Below are 21,790 nucleotides of genomic sequence, written 5' to 3' on the forward strand. Positions count from 1 at the left end.
GTGTCGTCGAATTCGCGCAGCACCGTGACGATCTTTTTCTTCCAGCACGGCGACGGTAGATGGAGTGTCTCGCCACCCGATATCAGACGCGCAACGTTGGCGATTTCAAACCGCTAGCGCCATGTGCGGTAGCCCCTGGCAACGCAGCACTGAACCACGACTAAACAAATGCAATACATGGAGACACCACAATGAATGCACCTCGACATGACGTCCGCCGCGAGCGCAGGACACTCGCGCTTCTCGGCATCGGGTTTGGACTGGTGGGCTTCGATCGATGGCTGCTGGCTCCGCTTTTTCCACACATCATGCGCGAGCTCGGGCTGAACTATTCGCAGTTGGGCAGCCTCGTGGGCATACTGGGCGTTGCGTGGGGCCTTTGGTCGATCGCGATGGGTCCGCTTGCAGACCGCATCGGTCGAAAGAAGATCCTGGTGACGACGATGATCGCTTTCTCGCTGCTGTCCAGCCTTTCCGGATTGGCAACGGGCTTTATCAGCCTGCTGCTATTGCGGGCGGCAATGGGCGTTGCCGAAGGCGCATTTACGCCAGCGAGTATCGCAGCGAACAGTGAGGCTTCGCTGCCGGCGCGTCGCGGACTGAATCAGGGGATTCAGATCAGCATGATTCCTTTGATGGGTCTCGGCTTTGCGCCTATCGTCGCCACACAGTTGCTTCAGGTCGTTCCGAACTGGCACTGGGTGTTCACGCTGTCGGCGGTTCCCGGATTGATCGTTGCAGCGCTTATCTGGCGCTACGTGCGTGATCAGGTTACGTCGACGGTACGCATGTCGCACGAACCTGTCGAACGGCCGCGCTGGACTGCGCTCTTTGCCAACCGGAACGTCACCGTCGCGACGATCGCAATTCTGTGCGCGATGAGCGGGATCTTCGTCATAGGCGCGATGGTCCCGACGTACCTGGTTTCTGTCGTCCATCTCGACATGCGAAGCATGGGATTCGTCGCCTCGGCAGTGGGATTTGGCGGATTCATTGGGTGCTTTGCGCTGGCCGGCTTGTCGGACTTCATCGGTCGCCGGCCAACGGCCTTGATCGGATTCGTCTGTGCGGCCGCTCTTTTGTATCTGTTCTCGTGCACGGGTCCCAATCCCGTCTTGCTGTTCGTTTTGCTGTTTGGTGTCGCAATGTTCTCGATGGGTCTGTTGAGTCTGCTCAGCGGTCCCGTCGCGACGGAAGCTGCTCCCGTCGGACTCATCGCGTCGACGATCGGATTCGTGTCGGGCGTGGGCGAGACGTTTGGCGGCGGTGTCGCCCCCGTCATCGCAGGATTCATTGCGCAGCATTTTGGTCTTGCACGTACGCTTGATTTCGCGCTTTACAGCCTGGCCGCAGGTGCAGTGGTCGCGTTCTTCCTCATCGAAACGGCACCGCGCAAGCGCCGTGACGGGAATGCACAGACGCAGCCTGCGCAGGACAGTATCGGAGTCGTCATCGCACGTAACGGTGACGCATGATTCGCCCCAGCGAAACGACCACTGCCATGCTTCCCGTCCTTGTCAATGTTTCAATTGCTCAATGCATTCCGTTTCCCGCGTTGTCGATCGGCACGCATGCACTCGCGTTAGCCCATTGGGCGCATGTTGGCTTGCGCGGGACGGGGTGTATCGATACCTTCTTGCGCGAGTGGGAGGCAAACGCACCCTCGCTCAAGCAGATCTGCGCTGACCCCGCGACCACCGACGCGATCGTAAAACTTGGCGTGCCGCTCTCGAACTTTCGAGTGCATTCCCCAGTAGCGCCCAGGCAGGTCTATTGCACGATCGGCAACTACCGCGACCAGCTTCTGCAAGCTGCTCTCGATGCCGACGATGGACCGGACGGTCCGGGCGCTGCCGCACGCCGCGAAGCGGCGCTGAATTCCATTGAAGCGCGATGTCGCAATGGCGCGCCATACATCTGCCTCAAAGGTGCAGCGTGCGTGTCAGGACCTCACGATCCCCTGGCTATCTCGCGCGATATCGAGACGCTCGACTGGGAAGTGGAGATCGGTGTCGTGATCGGTAAACGCGCAGCGCATGTCCGGGTTGAAGATGCGCTCGATTGCATCGCGGGCTATTGCATCGTCAACGACATCACATTGCGCGATCGCGTATTTCGTCGGGATACGCCAGCGATGGGGACGGACTGGCTGCAATCGAAATCACGTCCGGGCTGGCTCCCTGCCGGGCCCTGGATGGTTCCCGCATGGAATGTCGTCGACGTGACGCAACTCCGGTTATGGCTTCGTCTGAACGGGTCCTTGATGCAGGACGGCCTTGTCAGCGACATGCTCTTCAGCATTGGCGAGCAGATTGCCTGTCTTTCGAACTCGACACGGCTGGAGCCCGGCGACCTGATATGCACTGGCACGCCGGCCGGCATTGGCAGCCACTATGGGCGTTACTTACGTCCGGGTGATGTTGTCGAAGCAGGTATCGAAGGTCTTGGTTCCCAGCGTGTGATGTGCATCGGGCAGTCAAACGCTTGATCAACGCGTAGCCGAGTAAAACAGGTCTGGTGTCCTTCCAGGCCTGGAACTCTGTAGTTTGTTGAAACCTACAACATACATTTCATAGAGGAGATCACCATGCGGAAAGGTTCACGACATTGGGTCGCGGCGTTGCTGATATCGGCGGTGCCGCTCGTCGCGGAAGCACAGGGGGAGATGGCGAGTGCGCCAGCGCAGTCGAAGCCGGATACAGCGACGGCGTCGGCGAGCAGAGCCGATAGCAAGGCACAGAAGCAGGCGCTCAAGGAGCAACAAAAGGCTGAGAGAAAGCAGGCACGTCAAGTCAGGAATGCCGAACTGAAGAACCTCGAGCGAAACGGTTATGGGCCGCAGGCAGCGCCTGACCAGTATCCCGAGAACCTTCTTAATGCTGAGCGCAAGTCCGCCCCTCAGAAAGCGATCCCCGCGGGGCCAGCATCTTCGAACTGATCATCTCTGGCAGCATCACTTCGTAATAGATCCAACATGCCTACATCGGCGGACCTTGAGGCAAGCGCCTGTCCGCTCGCCGCCAAAAGGCTCCGCTTAGCCCCGGCGAAATAAACCATCAAGGAGTTGAAATGGAAAGGAGACAATACACGTCGATCGCGAAGGTTCTCCACTGGACGATGGCCGTAGTGATCATCTGTGCATGGATTGCGGGGTATTACTCCAGCACACTGAGCTTGCCGCAGAAAATCCAGGCCGACAGCATCATGCTGCACAAGTCGATCGCGACGATCACGCTATTTCTGCTGGCAGCGCGGATTCCCTGGCGGCTCATTCACGGCGCGCCGGAGGCGTCGTGCGGCGTTCCCTCGCTAGAGCGCGCAGCAGCGCGTTTTGGGCACTTGCTCCTGTATATCTGCATGCTTGTGCTGCCAGTTTCGGGGTGGCTTTGGAGTTCGGCGGCAGGATTCAAGATTCCGGTTGCCGGCCTTTTCTTCTTGCCGCCGCTGATGGACAAGACGCCTGCGCTCGCACCTATCTTCAAACAGATGCACATCTACCTGGCATACACGATTGCTGTCCTGGTCTGTGGGCATGTATTCATGGCGTTGAAGCACTACTTCGTCGACCGCAGCGATTCCCTCGAATCGATGCTGCCGTCCTGGTGCAGTCGTCGGAGAGAGAACAGTGAGCAGAAACATCAATCGTCCACTGGCTAGATAACGGTTTCAGCAAGGTTTGTGTGAGAAACAGGCGAGCAGAAGCGGTGTAGAGATGGCGATATCCTTGCCGGTTCGGCAAGAGATTCATGCGTGGCGTAGCCGATACAACAAAGCGAGCCTGTAGCCAGACTGACTTCCGTCCCATTCGCGCGCGAGAGCGCGAATTTTTGCCCGGCGATCGCCGGGTTCTTTTTTTTTTGCGAGCAATGCATCCAATTTGCCCTTGGTCCTGGATACAGTACTAGTACCTCTTTCTTATACTTTGCGGAGTAGCGTAGGGGTCATCATTCGACGAGTGAACATGATCAGCCTTGATGTGAGCCCATCGCTCCTCAACTGCGGCATTCACGGAATCTAACGCGGCACGGGCAATATTGTCGGTCGAACTCGTCTGGATTCACGCAAAATATCAACACCGACAATGCGGAGATAGGCGTGGGCGTAAACTTCGACCTGAACGACTTGCAGGCGTTTCGAGCCGTTGTGGAACTGGGAAGCTTCCGCAAGGCCGCCGATGCGGTCAACATTTCTCAGCCGGCCTTGAGCCGCCGCATCGACAAGCTCGAGGCGGCACTTGGCGTGCGCCTCTTCGAGCGCACCACGCGCAGCGTCACGCTCACCACCGTCGGGCGCGTGTTCGCCCCGAGCGCGGAGCAACTGCTCGACGATCTCGACGTCGCGCTGCTTGGCATCCGGGATGTCTCGTCGAGCCGCCTGGGCCATGTGACGATCGCCTGTGTACCGTCGGTGGCCTACTATTTTCTGCCAAATGTCGTCGCGAGCTATCACAGCCGCTTTCCGCGCATCAGGGTCAAGCTGCTGGACTCGAGCGCGAACGAGGTGCTTGGCGCCGTCATCAGCGGCGAAGCCGATTTTGGTGTGAGCTTCATGGGCAGCCAGGAGTCCGAGGTCGAGTTCAAGGTCCTGTTGCAGGAGCGCTTCGTTGCTGCGTGCCGTCGTGACCATCCGCTCGCGCACAAGAAGCGTGTGACCTGGAACGAGCTTTACGAGCACGAGTATGTGTCCGTCGACAAGACCTCCGGCAATCGCCTGCTGCTCGATCAGGCGCTCTCCGCCGTGGCCCCGCGCGTGCCGAGCGTCTGCGAGACGCGCCACGTCACTACCATGCTCGGGCTGGTCGAAGCGGGGCTCGGCGTCGCGGCGGTGCCTTCGATGGCCATGCCCGGGCGCGATCACCCCATCCTCACGAGTGTGCCGCTGGTCGATCCCGTGGTGAAAAGGCGCGTGGGAATCGTGACGCGGCGCGGACGGCCGCTAACGCCGGCCGCGCAGGAGTTTTACCGGACGATCATTGAAATGAAGCGCGGCGTTGTCGTGAACGGCGATGTCAAGGGCAGTGGTGTGAACACGAAAGAGAAGACCAGAAGGAAGACAGCATCGTGACGTTGGCAAGGCCACTTCGGTTGCTTTACGTGCAGGTCCTGCTGGGCATGGCGCTCGGCATGAGTTTGGGCCACGTGTGGCCACAAGCCGGCGCTTCGCTCAAGCCACTCAGTGACGCGTTCGTCGGTCTGGTGCGGATGATGATCGCGCCGATCGTCTTCTGCACTATCGTCTCAGGTATCACGTCGCTCGCAAGCGGCACAACGATCGGACGCACGATCCTCAAGGCACTGGCACTCTTCTATTTCCTGACGGCCATCGCGCTCGTGATCGGCCTTGCAACCGCATACGCGCTGCGCCCCGGTGCAGGCATGCACATCGACCTGCATCATCTGGACACGAGCCTCCTCGCGCAATTTGCCGCACGCTCGCAGCCGCGCGGTGTCGAGGAGTTTGCGTTGAGCATGATTCCCGAGACGCTCGTCGGCGCATTCGTGAAGGGCGAAGTGCTGCCAGTGCTTCTGCTTTCTCTGCTCTTCGGCTTCGCGCTGAACGCGAACCCGCGTGCGGGGCGGCCGGTGCTCGAACTCATCGACGGGGTCGCCAGCATTCTCTTTCGCATTCTCGCGATGATCATGCGGCTTGCTCCCGTCGGCGCGTTCGGCGCGATGGCATTCACCGTGGGCCGCTTCGGCATCGGCTCGGTCAGCTCGCTCGGCATGCTGATGGTGTCGTTCTATCTGGCGTGCCTGCTGTTCGTCGCACTGGTCCTTGCGCCGCTCGCACGGCTGCACGGCTTCGCGCTCTGGCGATTGCTACGCTACCTGCGCGAGGAGCTCGCGATCGTTCTCGCAACCTCTTCGACGGAACCCGTCCTGCCGCGACTGATCGTGAAGCTGGAGGCACTTGGCTGCGACAAGGGGATCGTCGGCCTCGTCCTGCCCGCAGGCTACTCATTCAATCTTGACGGCACGGCGATCTATCTGACGCTCGCTTCGGTGTTCATCGCGCAGGCGTGCGACGTACCACTTACCTGGCCGCAGATTGCGACGATGCTCGCCGTCATGCTGCTCACTTCCAAGGGCGCGGCGGGCGTGTCCGGCAGCGGGCTCGTCGCGCTCGTCGCGACGTTGACCGTGATTCCGGATTTGCCCGTCGCCGGGGTGGCGCTGCTGGTGGGGATCGACCGGTTCATGTCCGAGGCGCGCGCCCTGACAAGCGTGATCAGCAATGCCTGCGCGGTAATCTTCGTTTCGCAATGGGAGGGTGCTTGCGACCGGGTGCGTCTTTTCCAGATGCTGCGCGGCCCAGCGCCGCGCGACGCGGACGACATCGACGCCCGCGCCACGAACACGCCTGGCTGACCGGCAGGCGGCTTATGGCACGCATTCCGGTTCGCCGTATCAATGCATAGTGACGGAATCGAGCCCGGTCGATTTCACTTCGGGCTGCACTTCGGGCGAAGCGAGATAGTCGAGGAGAGTTTTCGCCTCCTTCGGATGCTGTGCGCCGATGGGGATGCCGGCAGCGAAACGCGTGACGGACTGCAGGGACTCGGGAATCTTTCCGACGTACGTCGCGCCCTTGATGGGCAGCAACTCGCTCACCTGCTGGAAGCCGATTTCGTAGTCGCCGTTTGCCACCACCGACGCCACCGGAATCCGCGGGATCATTTTCGCCTTCGGCTTGACCTGATCCTCGATGCCGAGCCGCTTGAAGAGCTCACGCTCGATATAGACGCCGCTCGCGCTATCCGAGTAGGCGATCGACCTGGCGTGGAGCAGGGCTTGCCTGAGCGCCTCGACCGAGCCGATGTCGGGCTTCGCGGCGCCTTCGCGCACGACCATGCCGATGCGCGAATCCGCCAGTTCGACCCGCGATCCGGGGACGATCTTGCCTTCCTTGATCAGATCGTCGAGCGCATAACCGACCATGATCACGACGTCGGCGGGCTCGCCGCGCTCGAGGCGGTTGGGAATCGCCTCGGGTGATTTGCCCATCGAGGGCCCAAGCGCGGTGTCGAGCGTATTGCCCGTAGCGGACGCGAATCTCGGGCCGAGCAACTTATACGCGGCGGTGAAACCGCCCGAGCTCATGACGTGCAGGTCGGCGGCCTGCACGTTCGCTGCGGCGGTCGACATTGCCACGAGCGCTACGGTGCAAAGTTTCAGAAGCAGGTTTTTCATGGATGAATGCGTATCGGGTTGCGTGTTCAGGAGTATGCGGGACGAGAGCCGCATCAGTGCGCTGGCGTCAACGTCACTGCGCGGCGGCGATAGAGCGCGAACGTCGCGCACAGGGCGCAGACGGCGGCGAAGCTCATCCAGTAGCCGGGTGCGGCCTTGTCGCCGGTAATGTGAATGAGGGCGGTCGAGATCGCGGGGGTGAAGCCGCCGAACACAGCCGTCGCGAGACTGTAGGCCAGCGAGAAGCCCGCGACGCGCACTTCCACTGGCATCACTTCCGTCAACGCGACGACCATCGCGCCGTTGTAGATGCCATACATGAACGAGAGCCACAAGAGCACGAGCAGCATGTTGACAAAGCTCGGCGCGTGAGCGAGCAGCGACAGTGCCGGGTAAGCGGTCGCGATGGCGAGCGCCGTCATGGTGAACAGCAGCGGCCGGCGGCCGATCCTGTCGGAGAGCGCCCCGCCAATCGGCAGCCAGACGAAGTTCGACACGCCGACGCACAGCGTCACGAGCAGGCTGTCCGCGGTGCTCAGGTGCAGGACCGTCTTGCCGAAGGTCGGCGCGTAGATCGTGATGAGGTAGAAGCTCGTGGTGGTCATCGCCACCAGCATCACGCCGGCGACCACGACGGCCCAGTTCTGGACCAGCGTGCGGAACACCTCCTTCATGGTCGGGCGATGCTGGCGCGCCTTGAACTCCTGCGTTTCCTCGAGATTGCGGCGCAGCATGAAGATGAACGGCACGATCATGCAGCCGACGAAGAACGGCGCGCGCCATCCCCATGCCGCGATGGCCGTCGCGTCCAGCCATTGATTGAGCGCGAAGCCGAGGCCTGCGGCCACGACGATCGCCACCTGCTGGCTCGCGGACTGCCAGCTCGTGAAGAAGCCCTTGCGGCCGGGCGTGGCCATCTCGGCGAGATACACGGACACACCGCCCAGCTCCGCGCCCGCGGAGAAGCCCTGCAGCAGTCGCCCGATCAGCACCAGCGCCGGTGCCAGGAGGCCGATCGTGGCATAGCCCGGCACGAATGCGATCAGGATGGTGCCGCTCGCCATGATGGAGAGTGTGACGATGAGGCCCTTGCGGCGGCCGACGTCGTCGATGTAGGCGCCAAGCACAATCGCGCCCAGCGGCCGCATCAGGAAGCCGGCGCCGAAGACCGCGAAGGTCATCATCAGCGAGGCGAATTCGCTCGCGGCGGGAAAGAAGACGTTGGCGATCTGCGTAGCGTAGAAGCCGAACAGAAAGAAGTCGAACTGCTCCAGGAAATTCCCGGCCGTCACGCGGAATACCGCAGCGGCCTTCGAACGTCCGGGCGAAAGGGTAGAGGACGAGGGGTGCATCGAGGTGTCTCCTGAAATCCTGTAAATGCGCGGTGATCCGGCGGATTGTCGTTTCGGGAATGTTCGCCCGGAACCGGCAAAACGATAAGTGCAATGTTCTGAACGATTGATGTTCACTGGTTATCAATCGATGCCGTGGCGGCGCCACGCCTTCCATTGCAGAAGCGCGTGGCGGCGGCCCTCAGGGGCCTTTCGGTCAGGCCACGAAGCGGCACTGCGAAGCGGCCGTGCGCGTGTCCATGTTGCGTCCGCGATTGAGGTGATCGTCGATTTCCGCGGCGCAGCCGAGCATGCGCGGATACAGGAAGATCGTGAATGCGGCGGTTTCGAGGTCCGCCTCGCTGAACTCCCCGCGCCGCAGCGGCTGCCATAGCATCTTCAGCAGCAGCGCGGCGATTACCGCATCGACGTTGACGCAATAGACATTGCGAGACACGCCCGCGTCGAACAGCGCTTGCACCAGCGCACGGTAGTACGCATGAAACGCGTTGTATTCGCCGCGCCCTTCATACAGATTGGCGATGAACACCTCGCGCGGATCGTGGTTCACCGGCTTGTCCTTGAAGACCGGGTGATTCACGCCCGGAAGCTTGGCGATGTCGAGGCTGCCCGCATGCTTCTGGCGCGCCTTGTATTGCGCATACCGCTCGGCGGATCGCAGTGCGAGCGCTTCGAGGTCCACGCCGTGTTTCGGGTCGGCAGGATCGTCGAGGCCGCTGTCGCGAAACGCGTCGTTGAGGAACGCGATGCCTTCGTAGCCGTTGCCTCCATGCGTATAGCCGGTGTGCGTGAGAAAGCCGGCCAGCGCCTTGTTCAGTTGCACCCGCTCGGGGCTCTCGGGGCCGTCGGCGGATACCGCGCCCTTCGCGCCCTGCGCCGAGATTGCGCCGGGTCCGTTCGTGAGCAGCAGGCCGACGAGGGTCTTGAACGCAAACAGGTCGTCCGCGGTAGGTCTGCGGTTGAGAAGCGCCGCGAAGGCGATCTCGGTCAGCGTGCGTTCGCCGAGCAACGCTTCGGCGCCGACGCCGCAGAAGCTGTCGGGGCCGTGACGCGACGCGTCTGCCGAGGCGCCGATCAGCGTGCCGAAAAGCTTCGTCCACCACGGCAGGCTCTCCGCCGTCAGACGCGAGATGCGTTTGCGCATGAGCGGGCCCCAGGCGAGGGTCGTCGTGATCGCGGCGAGTACCGCGTCCGCACGCGGATGGCCAGGGCCGCACGCCAGCCAACGAACCAACGCCGAACTCACGCCGCGCGCAGCCAGACCCGCGAGCAAAGCTTCAGCCTTCGGGTCGCTTGCTTCAGAGAAGAGCGCTTCGCTGCCGGTGGTATCGACGGCTTCGACATCGAACGTCACGTCGAATGCGTTCGTGAGCTTCGCCGCCGCGAAGCGGTCGATCATCAGCTTTGCAGCTTCGCGCGCCGCACGCTGGCGATTCGGCCCGACAATCGCCGCCGCCGCCGCGAGCACCGCGTTGGGCGCATTGCCCGCCTCGCGTGCGGCCTGCGCCGCCGCCAGTTCGGGCGTGCCGTGCAGGTTCACCGCTGCGCCGACGGCCACATTGATGAGCTTCTCGTCGTTTGTTCCACCGAACTCGTGCAACAGCGCGAGGCAGACGTTCGCTTCGAGCGAACGCGTCGCCGCTTCTAGCATCGATGCGCCGTGCAGGCTGCTCACCTGCGTTTTCGCGTCCATCTGCGAGGCGCCCGAGGCGTCCTTCAGCGTCTGGCGCGGCGGGATCGCGCCGATCTGGCCGTTCACCCGCGCCACCTGCTCGTTGTAGGGCGCGACCGCTTCCACCACCGGAAGGGCGAGTTCGTCGGGCAGTTCAAGCCCTTGGTCCGAGCCGAACCACGGTTTGAGCGCGAGGCTGCCCTCTGGTTCGAAGTCGGGCATCGTCGCGTTGGCGCGCATCACTGCCGTGAGCGCGGCGGGAATGTGCGCGATGTTCGTCACCACCGCGCCCCTGGCCGAGCAGCACGGATCGTCCGGTGTAAAGAGCCGCTCGACGCCGAACTTCTCCATGAACCAGCGCTCCTTGGCAAGCGCATCGTCGGCGCCGCCCGCCATCGCGCCCGCATGTCCGACCGCGCGCGTAAGGCGGCTCTTCCAGCGGCCCACCACGCACGCGACCACCGGCTTGGTGAACGTGGCGTCGGCCTCGTAGTAGCCGCCCGGCTCGCAGTACAACACGGCAGCCTTGCTGCGCGCGTCGTTGGCGAGAGCGAACGCGAACTCCGGCGCGGCGTAGTGGATGTAGACATCCTTGCCGCTGGAAATGACGGTTGACGTACCCCAGCCGCTCATCCGGAGATACTGCGCGATGGTGGTGCTGAAGCCGCCTGAGTTCGAAAAGATTGCGATCGAGCCCCGGCGCAATGTCGCAGCGGGATCGTCGCCGCCGAGCGCGCCGCCGATGCGCACGCTCTGCCACGAGTCCGCGACACCCAGCCCGTTCGCGCCGAAGATGTCAATGCCCGCCTGCTGGCCCATCGCCCGGATCTCACGAGCGTCGTGCACGGCGATCTTCTCCGTGATGATGAAGATCTTGCGCAGATCGGGATTCACGCGGATCAACTCGGCCACACCGTCGCGCGCAGCCGACGGCGGCAGGTACACGACGCCGCAATTGAAACGGTGCCCGGCTTCGAGGCCTTCGCGCACGTTGTTGTAGACCGGGATGTCGCCGGAGGGCGTCGCGAGCACCTGGCCGCCTTTGCCCGGCGCGGTGCCGAACACGATATTCCCGCCGGAGAACGCATGGCTTACGGGTGTCACATCCGACGATTCACCACCGAGGATATTGAGCACGCACACGCGGTCCTCGCGCGTGGCGATCTGCGCGAGCGACTGGATGCCGACGAAATACTTGAAATGACTGCTGTCTTGCCTGTACATGTCGGTCTCCTTACGCCTGTGCTGTTTCTGACTGCGCCTCGCGTGCGCCGATGCGCACCGCGACCTGCGCGCGCCCGCCCGATTGCATCCACGCATCGGCCTTGCGTGCGTACTGGATGACTTCGCTGATGTCGGAATCGAAGCCGAAGAGGCGATAGGGGAGGCCGAGCGAATCGCAGGTATCGCGCAGCGCCGACATGCCACGCACGAGGTTCGGACCGCCGCGCCCGAGGACGACGTAGAGTGGTGTCGGGCCGTGCTCGCTGAAATGCTCGCGCAGTGCGTCGGACATCGCGCGCAGTGTCTCGTAGATATCGGTGTTGTTGGATTTGCCACCGATGATGAACAGCACATTCGACTGCTTCAGCCAATGCCTGAAGCAGATGCGCGCCACTTCTTTCATCTTCTCGTAGGGGGGATTGCCGCCGAAGTCCGACGAGATGACGGCGGCGTCGCCAAGCATCTCCGTGACAAGTGAGTTCGCGCCGCCGCCGAAGGTGGGCGCGAGGATCGTGCCGCGGTCGTTGATCACGTACACATCGCTTTGGCCCTGATGCGTGCGAAGCTGGTTGATCTCCTGCTCGAAGTCCGAGTAGTCGGCGGCGAACAGATGCGCTGGCAGGCCGAGGCGCGAGAAGCGCGGATCATCGCGATCGAAGCCGCATTTGAAGTCGCACGCCACGGGCGTGAGACGCCCTTTCTTGTCTTCGCGCATGCGGATCGGATTGAGTTCGAGCGTCGTCATGCCGAAGTCGTGAAAGAGCTCCCAGAGTTTCGGCAATTGCTGCACGAGCGGCGAGATGATCTCGCGCGGCGCGCCGATCTCGCTGAGTGCGTTTGCGACGACGAACGCCTTCAGCCCGGTCAATGCATCGAAAGGCACCATCGCGACGTGCTTCGGATCGACTTCCTCGATGTCCATGCCGCCCATGTGAGAGAGCGTCATCGTGGGGGCGCGAAAGCGGGTGGAGTCAGTGATCGAGAAATAGACTTCGTGCCTGGCTGGCACACCCGCTTCGAACGTCACGCCGTTCGCCTTTGCCCTCATGTGGCCCACGACGTGCTCGGCGAAGTAGAGCCGCTCCTTTTCGGCGAGGGCCGTCTTGAGGTCGGACGCGCGGCCGAGCAGGCCGGACTTGCCCTTTTTGCCGACGCCGCCCTTGAACACGGGCTTTATAAAAACCTGGCCGTGACGGTCGATCAGCGACTTGATCTCTTCTTCGCTCGCGCCGGGGCCCAGCACTTCGCTGGCCGGGAATCCGACGAATTGCAGCAGGCGCGCGCCGTCCAACATTCCGGTGATCTGCATGTGAGTGTCTCCTGAATTTTCAAGGCAATGACGAATGAAGTAAGTACTCGGAATTCATCTAGCTCGCTGCGGCAGGCGCAAAAAGCACCGCTGCCCTGGGCGCGCTCGAAGCGGCGGCAGAAATGACCTAGCGAAGTGTTGTGATGCGAGACGCGCGTCGGTGACGGGTCGCGGTGCCCATGACCGGGCTCGCGCTGGAATGCGGCGAAACGCTGTTCACGTTTCGAGCCTGTCTCCGATACGTTCTTCTGTAGATGCGTTTATGAACCTCTTGAGCACCGATATTTGCTCAAGACGTCCGAAACGAGAAGTGCGATTTTTGGATGCATTGATGTTCAATGGTTATCAATGCGGGCTTGACCTGCTGTGCCTAAATCCAGTTAGCGACGTTATCTGGATGACTTGTTAAATTGAAGTGGGATTGATTCAGGATGGTTGGTTGCAGCGTCGAACTGGATCCGTTCGAGCCTTTCGGATATCGAAGCTTTCTTGCTTGCTGGTTGGCCCGTCATCGTGCGGTCCGGCTCAGTTCTGGCCACATTCAGCCATTCTGCACCGCCTCCAAAATCGTCAACCATCAATCAACGCGCATCCAGTAGCCCACGTTACCAGGGCACGTGCATTCCAGCCATTGCTCAATTCAACCGGCGACACGCACAGCTTTTCCAATTCACTCGTTTACTTGACAGGGCACTTGCACCATTCTGCAATGTACATGTTGCGTTTTTCACCGGATAGCGAGAGCCTTTTACGGCAATCGTGCGCTGGGCGAACGAGGTTTCCGTGCTGCGCCAAGTGTGTCATGACGCGCTTATGGACAGCCGCAAATGGTCCCGCGTGTCGCGGAGGTGTGAATCCGATCTTCGAGGAGTATCTGTAACCATGTTCAATATTCTCCTCGTCCCGCTGGACGGCTCACCCCAGACTGTCCACGTCGTCGAGCTGGCCGGCCGTGTGGCGGCACCCGGTACGGCAACCGTACACCTTCTATGCGTTGTCGACCCATCCTACGCGTTGCCTCCCGGTTGCGAGGACGGTGTCGCGCCCGATGGCCTGACCTATCCGTGCGCACATGCGCAGACGTCTTTCGCACAATCCGTCCTGGCTGCAGCAGCTGCACAGCTCGCCGCCCGGAATCTTACGGTGGAGCAGCATTTCTGCGCGGGAAATCCACCCGAAGTCATCGTCGAACAAGCCCGGCAGCTGACTGCGGAAGTCATCGTGATGGGACATCACCATCTGTCACGGCTACGCCGCTGGGCCAACCAGTCAACCTGCGGAATAGTCATCGAGAAGGCGCCCTGTGCGGTACTGATCGAAACCCGGGAGAAGGGCTAACCTCAGGATCCCAGGCAGAGGAGCGTCCGTTTTGGGGAAATACGACCGTCTCTGCAGGGTCGACTTGGGACGCCGGCGCTCCGCGTAGGCGCAAGCGCGCGTGTTGATGCGAGCGGAAATCGTGCGCTTGCATCGCACGGCACTTCGTAACCGCTGACCTACAATATAAGCATGGTCGCGACCTAATAAGGAGGCTGCCATGACTCAGTCTACGATCTACTTCATTGTCGGCCTGGCGGTCTTGTTGGTCGCCGGGTTCATGGTGGCACAACGTTACAGGCGCGATCACCCGGCAGAGGGGATGGCCCAGTGGCTTGATTCGCACCATATGGGTTGGCTGCACCGGCACAAACATTGATGCCGCATTGCAAAACGAGAGGCCCCGCATTCCAGCGGGGCTTCGTGCGATATGTCGGAACTTCCAATCATCTGCAGTGGTTCTCCTGCTTGTCGCACTTCTGCGACCCGTGCGCGTTACTTATCAACCAAAGCCATCTCTGCTCGGGCGGCACTTATGTGACGATGAGCAGCACTTCGATTTCCGCCGCGATTCGCGCAGGGCGCGCACCAATCACCGGCCGCCGTGATGAGCAGGGTACGTGACGGTGAGGGACTTCAACGTGCCCGACACTCACCTCAAGCGCTGTGCAAAAGCGGCCTGGGCACGGGCCTCGCGTTCCTTACCGGCGCGCTCGCTCACCTTGCTGATCTTCCCACCGGGACAGCCATCCATCGTTGCTGCCTAGGAGCGCGTCATGACCCTGACGCTAACGTCGCAAGCGTTCCGGCAGAACGGCGAGATTCCCGTGCAGCATACCTGCCAGGGCGCCGATGTATCGCCGCCGCTCGAGTGGTCGGGCGTGCCCGCGAACACAAAAAGCCTGGCGCTGATCGTCGACGACCCTGACGCGCCGGACCCGGCCGCGCCGAAAATAACCTGGGTACATTGGGTGCTCTACAACATCCCGCCGACGGCAACTCGGGGTAGTCGTCCTTTTTTGCGCACAATCTGGCGCTCTGATTCTGAGAGCACATACTGATCAATGACTTGGTTTTCTCGACAGTCGTCGACACGCAGCAGCCTTGCTGCAAGCGGCTCTGCGCGATGCTTGCCGACTGAAAAACGGGTCGCCGGGAGGGACTGTTGTTAGAGAGGCCATGCGTGGTTACGACGCTTTGCGCGAGCGAGCGAGAATGCGAGCGACAAGCGGACGTGGACGAGAGGGTAATTGCGAGGACGAGAAAAGCGGTGGCGGAACGCACCAGCGGAGGAGGCGCCCCATAATCCGGCAGTGCCTGCGCCGACCAGTGATAGCCCCTCGGCACTCGGTCGTCGTGATTTACGCGGCCTGATTGGGCGAGCGGGTCATGAGCAGGACTTGTCCGTCCTGCCCGTATCGGGGCCCATGGAATGCCGTCACGCTTACGGACTCCTGACACACCGAACGTGAGAAATGTGACCCGCGCGGGGCGGGTTACGCGCCAGGATAACGCGCGTGCCGGTTACACAGGCTTGATATTTGCGGCCTGCTTGCCCTTCGGTCCCATCTTCACTTCGAAGCTTACTTTCTGGTTTTCCTGCAATGACTTGAAGCCTTCAGTCTTGATTTCGGAGAAGTGGGCGAACAGGTCTTCGCCGCCTTCGTCCGGCGTGATGAAACCAAAGCCCTTCGCATCGTTAAACCATTTCACTGTACCAGTTGCCATTTTTTGAACCTGTAGATGTTGAAAATCGCATTCGCGAACGCGGTACGGCACGGAGCGTCCGCCCGCGACCGAAGACTTTTTACCACGTCGGGATGATACCTGCCAATCAGGAGGTGCACGGACAGCACACGGCACGCTTTCCGGGGGGGTGCCCCTATGTGATTCGTCAAGCGGTAGGGGCGGATTTTGGTTGGTAGAGGGTGCCGTCGCGCAGCATGGCGAACAGCACGTCGCAGCGTCGTCGAGCGAGAGCGATGAGCGCCTGATTGTGGCGCTTGCCCTGCTGGACCTTGCGCGTGTAATAGTCCCTTGAGATCGGGTCTCGCAGGGCAGCAAAGGCCGAGAGGAAGAGCGCTCTCTTGAGTACCTTGTTGCCCCGTCTGGACGGGTGTTCGCCACGGATGGACGAGCCCGAGCGTCGGGTCACCGGGGCGAGGCCGGCGTAGGCGGCGAGATGCGCAGCCGATGCGAAGGCTTTGTGAGCGACTTCAGTGAGGAGTCTGGCGGCGGTCCTGACGCCGACTCCCGGCATGCTGGTCAGGACCGGCCAAAGAGGGTGTGCGTGCACCAGACGTTCAACTTCGCTGGCAACCTCCTCGCGTTGCTTGCGCAAGGATGCGAGTTGCTGGGCAAGACGCGGCATGACGATGGTTGCGGCCTGAGTACCGGGCACGATCACAGCCTGTTCGCTGAGCGCCTGGACGATGTCGGAAGCCAGGCTCTTGCCCATGCGAGGTGCGAGTTTGGTGAGGCGGTTGGCGAGTGTTTTCTCGCTGGCTGAGGCGAGCTCGGCGGGTGACGGGTATCGCTCAAGCAGATCGAGCACGGCCGGATGGTCGAGCCGCGGCCCCACGACCCTTTCCAGCGCCGGATGGATCTGGGTGAGCAGACCTCGAATGCGGTTGCTGGTCTGCGTGATCTGGGCCGCCAGATCGTCGTCGAAGCCGCACAGCATGGTGAGTTCGGCGAGTGGTTCGTCAGCCAGCCGAAGTGAGCGCAGCGTATGCGGCATTGAGCGCGCGGCTTCAGCAATGATGGCGGCATCGCGAGCATCAGTCTTGGCTTCACCGGCGTGCAGGTCGGCGATGCGGCGCATAGCCAGACCCGGTAGATATGCGACCAGAACATCTTCATCACGGGCGACTGCCACGGGCAACGCGCCGATGGTGGCGGGTTGATCGACGACGAACAGGAGCTGGCCGTGCGTCTTGAGTTCGGTAATGAGGGCGCGCAGCTTGGCCTCATCGTTGGGCAGCGCCTTGTTGTAAAGGCGCTTTCCGCGCCGATCGAGGGCGACGGCGTGATGGTGGCCTTTGCCGACATCGACGCCGACGAATACATCGACAGAGCTATGTTGTTGGTTTTCTTGCATCGAAGGCTTTGCAGGTTGAACGGTTTGGCCTGCAACATCGGTGGCAAGTCTCGGCATCCACGTTACGGACGGCCTCAAGATATCCTGGCCGAGCCCCTATTAGCGATCACCAGCCACCCACCAGGCCCGGTGACAACACCCCCCGGATCATGACTGCGACTGGGGGCGAGAATCATGCCGGGCCTAGCTGGCCAAATCCTCGATTGTCGAGGAATGAAGATAGTAACGGGGGCTAACCGGTTCAAGCGCCGGTCGTTCTGGCCAACGGCGGCTGCGGCATCGGGTGCTGTTGCGGATTAGTGAGTCACCGCGACAACCGTTTCCTGTCGCCACGGGGACTGATTCAATTCAGTATTATCCTCGGTAGCGTGGCGCTCATGGCCGGTCAGCGACGGGATTCGTGGTGGATCGCCGACCCGAAACGGGGTGATTTTTCGCGCACCGGGCCCGGGCCACCCCGATGCGCTTTATGCGTCATGGCACGAGGCGGCGTGGCACGGTGCCATCGACTCACAACAGGACCGCTTGCTGCAAAAGTTCCAGCGCTTTCAATTCGTCCAATCGACCCGTGCGTGCTTTACCTGCTAGCGTCTTGATCAATGCTTCCGCTATCGGTTCAATACCGTGAAGATTGTCCAGGCTGGTCACGGAAGAGAAGGGCAGCGGCACCGGGTTTCGCTGCGGTATTGCGGAGGCGGGGAGCGACTCACGGGTTGCCGGTGTGGCTGCCGGTGCCTCGCCATTACTTTCTTCAGGTGTGCGGCCGGCAAGGTCGTCGGGGAAATCATTCACATGATCTTGCGGGCTGACGACGATTGTCTCTTGCTCTCCTGCGGCATCCGCCGAAACAGGCGAGGGGCTTTCCGAATCGCGCAGGTCACCCGCACGTAAGCGCTTCGTGTGCGCCTTCGCTTTGGTGAGCTTCTTCCCTGGCGCGCCATCGTCTGTTGCGGTCGCAAGCGGCTCGTGTTGTTGAACGGATACGCGACCGCGCGAAGCAGGGGTAAGCATATGCGACACCGACTCTGGAATCTCGGCTTCGGAGCGCGGCGTGTCCAGCCAGCCGATTGGCAAACCAAGCCGCTCCGTGAACCGGTGTGCTTCGACACTGTCCATGCGTTTCTTGCCATGTAGCCGATCGGCTATGTTGAATCCGCTCATCTCCATGACCACGCCAAGTCTTACTTTCGATCCATTGCGGCTCGTGAGAACGTGGAGGTTAGCGCGTCGGATGTTTTCTACCTCGGCGCTGTCGCTCAATGCCAGCGGTTGCTGTTGGGGCGTTTTAGGAGACGCCTTGTCTTTCGAAGGCGAAGCTTTGAGCGGTACATGAGGTTTAGGCTGTTCGGCCGTTCCGCTTCGACTGTTCTTGACGGCTCTGGGCGACCCGCCCGCTACTTTCTTTGGCATTTGCGCTTCCTGGGACAAACTATCTTTAGGAAATGGTTGCTGATCGACGTTCAGGGCAGAAGCCGGCTTAAGTGCTTCCGCCTCTACGTCGGGTCCGTCGTCCGTTTGAACGAAGTCGAGCGGTGACTTCAGGCGTGCAATGATCTCGGCCGCGAGCGCAGGATTGGGCTGGTCAAAAAAGCCATGCGGCAAGCCAAGCGTGGTTTCCATGTGAAAGGCGGTCTCGGGCGTGAACCTCTCGCCCTTCATCAGTTCGCCCACGCGCGTCATGTTCGATTCAAGTGCTATCGCGATATTCTCTGCGCCTACCGCATCGACCAGAAACTGAAAAGATCGTGTTTTGAAAATGGAGGCAGTCTGGGCGGAGTCGCGGGGAGGCGCCTTCGCATACGGTTGTCCCTGCCGGTTGGGCGGAGATTTTTTTTCGTGGCGAGGACGGCGTTGGCCGTTGTCCCGGGATCCCGCATATCGCCCGCGGGCTTGACTCATAACGTAGGGCTCCATGCGAAGTTGATATTCTGAAATTATAGAGGAGGCAATGTCGTCATCTGATGCGTCGGTCGCTACCTATGCGTCTCCGCCGGGCGTCCAGCGCCAAAACGGCCGTCCTCATGCTGTCACATTTCGACGTTAAGCTTTCCCACCCTCCGTATTAAATCCACGGTTGTGTGGGTCGTCATCGAACGCCACGTCACTGGAAACCTGACGACCAGCGTTTCTCTCTTTGCATCAGGAGCATCCCGTGCTGAGCGCCCACGAATTCGCAACATTGATGCTGGTCAGGGACTCCGCCGATCACATTGCCGATCGGGAAGAACTTGGTACGCTGCTTGAACGCCAGCTTGTCGCACTGGAGCGACTTGCGGGCGGCGCGGTACGCCCTCGCATCACGGAGGACGGAGAGTCTCTTCTCCGTCACCTTGCCTTTATCCATTGATGAGCGAAATCCGTCGGGTGCCTCTCGGGATCTTCCAGCCGCCCGACCCGCAGGCGGTAGCGCCTCAACGCAGCGCTTCCAGACGGCGTTGGCAACGTTTGTCATCTCCACCGCGTCGATAGCTCTGCATGGCCTTTGTGCGGTCCGGGACAACGCTCCTGTCTTCTGCACCCCACACGCGCTCCCAGAAAAGTCCGAGATTGTGCGCTGAGGCTTTGTGCCCCAGTTCAATGGCCTGCTCGTAGAGCGAGCGCGCACGGCTCACGTCCACCTGCATGCCCCGCCCGAGCCGTGCGCTGTCGGCCAGCGCGGCGGCGGCCAAGCCGCGCAGACGATCCTCTGCGGTTTCATCCTTCATCACGTCTTCAAGAATCGCGTTGCCTCTCTCAAAGTCCGCCTCTCCTCCTGTTGGTGTGACGAGGGATATGGCCATTGCCGTTCGCCAGGCCGGATGGCGGTTCGCGCCAACGCGCTCCAGTAACCATCGACCCAGATAGGGTGCGTGGCTTAACGTGCTGGTGAGAAGTGCGTTTGCGATTGCGGCGAGCGACTCCGGTGACAGGAATCCGGTCTTGTTTGCCGCAATGACGTGGCGGGAGAATTTTTCGACATCCAGTGTAGGGTCGGCGCGGCGCAACTGATGCCATTCGCGCTCGATTGCTCCGACCCAGCTTTCCATTTGCATGGTGAGCGATCCCGTGGTGAAGAATGCACCTGATTCTAGCTCACCTTTTGCGGATTGCAACCACATCGGTAGGGAAGGGGCGACTCAATGCAACCTGAGACATTTCGACGACTACGTGAGGATGGGCCACTATCTCTCCTGTGGCTCCCGAGGAACGATCAGGGTTGTCCACGGACGGGCAGCGGGGCGCCTCTCTCGCCCATGAAATCCCTATCCCACTGCAACCTTGATGCTGGTCAAGGACTCCGCCGACCAGGTTGCCGACCGGACGGAACTCGACACACTATTCGACCGCCAGTTGGTCGCAATGGAGTAACTGGCGGGCGGGGGCGTGCTGCCTCGCGTGACTCAGGACGGGATTCCCTGCTTCGTATTCTTTCGCGCATGCACTGACATGTCGATCCATATGGAGCATCGCCCGAATCGGGCAGTCAGTACGCGGTCATCGGATTGATGTGGGGAGGGGACGGACCGTTCGTTGCCATTCGCCGATCGATACGATGACCGTTGGGGAAGCCCTCAATGTCGATGATGCATCAGATCGACGTAATGGGTATCAAGCCATCGGCTTGATCGTCCCTCGCTTGTGTTCCCGTGATGGCGGGTGGCAAGCCACAGCACCACGCCGACCATCAACATCACCGCCGGACCCATCAGGTACGCCATAAACGTTTCACTCACGACATCCTCCTTCAGGTCGTCGCCGCACTTACATTCTAGGCGACGGCCCACGCCAACGCGCACCCGCCCGTTGCCACTCGCGTTGAATCGCGCCATTGCAATGTCCAGCCTGACGCCAGCCGCGGATGGCAGATTGATGCAAGTGTTCGCCGCTCAAGCACAGATTGGGTAAATTGCTTCGCTGCGATCGCAGCTATTTCGGCGGCTGCTCAAACGGCGGGCGTCATGCGATGGTCGCAGCGGCGAGGTCGTCGGCGGAGTACGACGGCATCATTGCCGGCGACCCGGGCTTTCATTTACCGAAGGCGCCGATCGGCGAAATGTGGGGCGCGCAGCAGTTCGCGAAAGTCGCGACGGCAACGACGACGAACGGTCAGCCCGACATCAAGACGGGTTGTACGGCTGCCGAGCGGCAACTGGTGGCGTCGAGAATCGTCGCGAAGTGCGATGCGCTCGACGGCGTCGCAGACGGCATGGTGCACGACATCAACGCGTGTCAGGCGAACTTCAGCCTTGCCAACGACGTGCCGACCTGCTCCAGCAACGTGCGCGACGGCACTTGTCTGAACGCCGCGCAGAAGGACGCGATCGGCAATGTGTTCTCCGGCGCGCGCAACAGCGCCGGTGCCGCGCTCTACGCGAGCTTTCCATACGACGCCGGTATCAACGGCGCGAATTGGACCTTGTGGAAGCAGAGCAATTCGATCGCGCTCGATCCCGCGGCGGCCGCCTTCACATTCACGATGCCGCCGCAGAGCGCATCGTTGCTCAGCCAGTTGTCCTCGTACGCGCGGAACTTCGGCATGGACACCGATGCGCCGAAAATCTTCGCCACCAGTGGCGTCTACTCGGAATCGTCGTGGTCGTTCATGACGCCGCCTGGAGCATCACCATGAGATCAACGGCGGGGCAA

At 61.4% G+C, this 21,790-nt stretch carries 18 protein-coding genes and 2 pseudogenes; 11 read left to right on the forward strand and 9 right to left on the reverse strand.

The window, feature by feature from the left end; genetic code table 11:
* Nucleotides 1–191 precede the first annotated feature (191 nt).
* From C2L64_RS07860 to dctA, 6 genes are all read left to right on the forward strand, one after another.
* On the forward strand, nucleotides 192–1,475 hold the full coding sequence (locus tag C2L64_RS07860) for an MFS transporter (RefSeq protein WP_090838726.1): 1,284 nt from the start codon (nucleotides 192–194) through the stop codon (nucleotides 1,473–1,475).
* 245 nt (nucleotides 1,476–1,720) lie between these two features.
* Nucleotides 1,721–2,488, forward strand: a complete 768-nt coding sequence (locus C2L64_RS07865; protein WP_244144695.1) for a fumarylacetoacetate hydrolase family protein — start codon at nucleotides 1,721–1,723, stop codon at nucleotides 2,486–2,488.
* Nucleotides 2,489–2,587: 99 nt separating this feature from the next.
* On the forward strand, nucleotides 2,588–2,938 hold the full coding sequence (locus tag C2L64_RS07870; protein ID WP_079499640.1) for a hypothetical protein: 351 nt from the start codon (nucleotides 2,588–2,590) through the stop codon (nucleotides 2,936–2,938).
* A 179-nt stretch (nucleotides 2,939–3,117) separates the two neighbouring features.
* Complete coding sequence (locus C2L64_RS07875) at nucleotides 3,118–3,657, forward strand: cytochrome b (RefSeq protein ID WP_244144694.1); 540 nt, start codon at nucleotides 3,118–3,120, stop codon at nucleotides 3,655–3,657.
* 438 nt (nucleotides 3,658–4,095) lie between these two features.
* Complete coding sequence (locus tag C2L64_RS07880; RefSeq protein WP_090837463.1) at nucleotides 4,096–5,064, forward strand: LysR family transcriptional regulator; 969 nt, start codon at nucleotides 4,096–4,098, stop codon at nucleotides 5,062–5,064.
* A complete protein-coding gene (gene dctA / locus C2L64_RS07885; RefSeq protein WP_090837466.1) occupies nucleotides 5,061–6,368 on the forward strand; it encodes a C4-dicarboxylate transporter DctA in 1,308 nt (435 codons plus the stop codon). The genes C2L64_RS07880 and dctA overlap by 4 nt, the downstream gene beginning before the upstream one ends.
* Before the next feature lie 39 nt (nucleotides 6,369–6,407).
* On the opposite strand, the gene C2L64_RS07890 is transcribed toward dctA, so the two are convergent.
* The 4 genes from C2L64_RS07890 to C2L64_RS07905 form a co-directional block, all read right to left on the reverse strand.
* The gene (locus C2L64_RS07890; RefSeq protein WP_079499637.1) at nucleotides 6,408–7,190 is read right to left on the reverse strand and encodes a substrate-binding domain-containing protein; all 783 of its coding nucleotides are present in this window, start codon (nucleotides 7,188–7,190) and stop codon (nucleotides 6,408–6,410) included.
* 53 nt (nucleotides 7,191–7,243) lie between these two features.
* The gene (tcuC, locus tag C2L64_RS07895; RefSeq protein ID WP_090837469.1) at nucleotides 7,244–8,542 is read right to left on the reverse strand and encodes an MFS transporter; all 1,299 of its coding nucleotides are present in this window, start codon (nucleotides 8,540–8,542) and stop codon (nucleotides 7,244–7,246) included.
* A 196-nt stretch (nucleotides 8,543–8,738) separates the two neighbouring features.
* Complete coding sequence (locus tag C2L64_RS07900) at nucleotides 8,739–11,438, reverse strand: CoA-binding protein (protein WP_090837473.1); 2,700 nt, start codon at nucleotides 11,436–11,438, stop codon at nucleotides 8,739–8,741.
* Between the two features lie 10 nt (nucleotides 11,439–11,448).
* Entirely contained in the window at nucleotides 11,449–12,747 is a 1,299-nt protein-coding gene (locus tag C2L64_RS07905) for an ATP-grasp domain-containing protein (protein ID WP_090837475.1), read from the reverse strand.
* Nucleotides 12,748–13,629: 882 nt separating this feature from the next.
* On the opposite strand from C2L64_RS07905, the gene C2L64_RS07910 reads away from it, so the two are divergent.
* From C2L64_RS07910 to C2L64_RS07915, 3 genes and pseudogenes are all read left to right on the forward strand, one after another.
* Entirely contained in the window at nucleotides 13,630–14,085 is a 456-nt protein-coding gene (locus C2L64_RS07910; protein ID WP_007577956.1) for a universal stress protein, read from the forward strand.
* 199 nt (nucleotides 14,086–14,284) lie between these two features.
* Complete coding sequence (locus C2L64_RS54070; protein WP_007577957.1) at nucleotides 14,285–14,443, forward strand: hypothetical protein; 159 nt, start codon at nucleotides 14,285–14,287, stop codon at nucleotides 14,441–14,443.
* Between the two features lie 397 nt (nucleotides 14,444–14,840).
* Nucleotides 14,841–15,065 (forward strand): annotated as a pseudogene (locus C2L64_RS07915) (YbhB/YbcL family Raf kinase inhibitor-like protein); the annotation flags it as partial.
* A 523-nt stretch (nucleotides 15,066–15,588) separates the two neighbouring features.
* On the opposite strand, the gene C2L64_RS07920 reads toward C2L64_RS07915, so the two are convergent.
* The 3 genes from C2L64_RS07920 to C2L64_RS07930 all read right to left on the reverse strand — a co-directional run bounded on the left by C2L64_RS07920 (nucleotide 15,589) and on the right by C2L64_RS07930 (nucleotide 19,063).
* Entirely contained in the window at nucleotides 15,589–15,792 is a 204-nt protein-coding gene (locus C2L64_RS07920; protein ID WP_007577962.1) for a cold-shock protein, read from the reverse strand.
* A 166-nt stretch (nucleotides 15,793–15,958) separates the two neighbouring features.
* Complete coding sequence (locus tag C2L64_RS07925; protein ID WP_007587666.1) at nucleotides 15,959–17,164, reverse strand: IS110 family RNA-guided transposase; 1,206 nt, start codon at nucleotides 17,162–17,164, stop codon at nucleotides 15,959–15,961.
* 510 nt (nucleotides 17,165–17,674) lie between these two features.
* On the reverse strand, nucleotides 17,675–19,063 hold the full coding sequence (locus C2L64_RS07930) for a hypothetical protein (RefSeq protein WP_090837532.1): 1,389 nt from the start codon (nucleotides 19,061–19,063) through the stop codon (nucleotides 17,675–17,677).
* A 253-nt stretch (nucleotides 19,064–19,316) separates the two neighbouring features.
* Here C2L64_RS07930 and C2L64_RS54740 point away from each other — a divergent pair, with 253 nt between their 5' ends.
* Nucleotides 19,317–19,511 (forward strand): hypothetical protein, encoded by a 195-nt coding sequence (locus tag C2L64_RS54740; RefSeq protein WP_079482161.1) that lies wholly within the window; start codon nucleotides 19,317–19,319, stop codon nucleotides 19,509–19,511.
* Nucleotides 19,512–19,575: 64 nt separating this feature from the next.
* Here C2L64_RS54740 and C2L64_RS07940 read toward each other — a convergent pair whose 3' ends face one another.
* Nucleotides 19,576–20,196, reverse strand: a complete 621-nt coding sequence (locus tag C2L64_RS07940) for an SEL1-like repeat protein (RefSeq protein WP_007577964.1) — start codon at nucleotides 20,194–20,196, stop codon at nucleotides 19,576–19,578.
* Between the two features lie 519 nt (nucleotides 20,197–20,715).
* Complete coding sequence (locus C2L64_RS07945) at nucleotides 20,716–20,973, reverse strand: hypothetical protein (protein WP_007590033.1); 258 nt, start codon at nucleotides 20,971–20,973, stop codon at nucleotides 20,716–20,718.
* A gap of 89 nt (nucleotides 20,974–21,062) precedes the next feature.
* Between C2L64_RS07945 and C2L64_RS07950 the strand changes: the two are divergent.
* A pseudogene (locus tag C2L64_RS07950) lies at nucleotides 21,063–21,758 on the forward strand (tannase/feruloyl esterase family alpha/beta hydrolase); the annotation flags it as partial.
* Nucleotides 21,759–21,790 lie beyond the last annotated feature (32 nt).

The organism is Paraburkholderia hospita (assembly GCF_002902965.1).
Classification (GTDB): domain Bacteria; phylum Pseudomonadota; class Gammaproteobacteria; order Burkholderiales; family Burkholderiaceae; genus Paraburkholderia; species Paraburkholderia hospita.

What these genes read in the sequence shown, in the direction of transcription:
- C2L64_RS07860 (WP_090838726.1), top strand. Translation starts at nt 192, where the DNA reads ATGAATGCACCTCGACATGACGTCCGCCGCGAGCGCAGGACACTCGCG.
- C2L64_RS07870 (WP_079499640.1), top strand. Translation starts at nt 2,588, where the DNA reads ATGCGGAAAGGTTCACGACATTGGGTCGCGGCGTTGCTGATATCGGCG.
- C2L64_RS07875 (WP_244144694.1), top strand. Translation starts at nt 3,118, where the DNA reads ATGGCCGTAGTGATCATCTGTGCATGGATTGCGGGGTATTACTCCAGC.
- C2L64_RS07890 (WP_079499637.1), bottom strand. Translation starts at nt 7,190, where the DNA reads ATGAAAAACCTGCTTCTGAAACTTTGCACCGTAGCGCTCGTGGCAATG.
- tcuC (WP_090837469.1), bottom strand. Translation starts at nt 8,542, where the DNA reads ATGCACCCCTCGTCCTCTACCCTTTCGCCCGGACGTTCGAAGGCCGCT.
- C2L64_RS07900 (WP_090837473.1), bottom strand. Translation starts at nt 11,438, where the DNA reads ATGTACAGGCAAGACAGCAGTCATTTCAAGTATTTCGTCGGCATCCAG.
- C2L64_RS07905 (WP_090837475.1), bottom strand. Translation starts at nt 12,747, where the DNA reads ATGCAGATCACCGGAATGTTGGACGGCGCGCGCCTGCTGCAATTCGTC.
- C2L64_RS07910 (WP_007577956.1), top strand. Translation starts at nt 13,630, where the DNA reads ATGTTCAATATTCTCCTCGTCCCGCTGGACGGCTCACCCCAGACTGTC.
- C2L64_RS54070 (WP_007577957.1), top strand. Translation starts at nt 14,285, where the DNA reads ATGACTCAGTCTACGATCTACTTCATTGTCGGCCTGGCGGTCTTGTTG.
- C2L64_RS07920 (WP_007577962.1), bottom strand. Translation starts at nt 15,792, where the DNA reads ATGGCAACTGGTACAGTGAAATGGTTTAACGATGCGAAGGGCTTTGGT.
- C2L64_RS07925 (WP_007587666.1), bottom strand. Translation starts at nt 17,164, where the DNA reads ATGCAAGAAAACCAACAACATAGCTCTGTCGATGTATTCGTCGGCGTC.
- C2L64_RS07930 (WP_090837532.1), bottom strand. Translation starts at nt 19,063, where the DNA reads ATGAGTCAAGCCCGCGGGCGATATGCGGGATCCCGGGACAACGGCCAA.
- C2L64_RS07940 (WP_007577964.1), bottom strand. Translation starts at nt 20,196, where the DNA reads ATGCAAATGGAAAGCTGGGTCGGAGCAATCGAGCGCGAATGGCATCAG.
- C2L64_RS07945 (WP_007590033.1), bottom strand. Translation starts at nt 20,973, where the DNA reads ATGGCGCGATTCAACGCGAGTGGCAACGGGCGGGTGCGCGTTGGCGTG.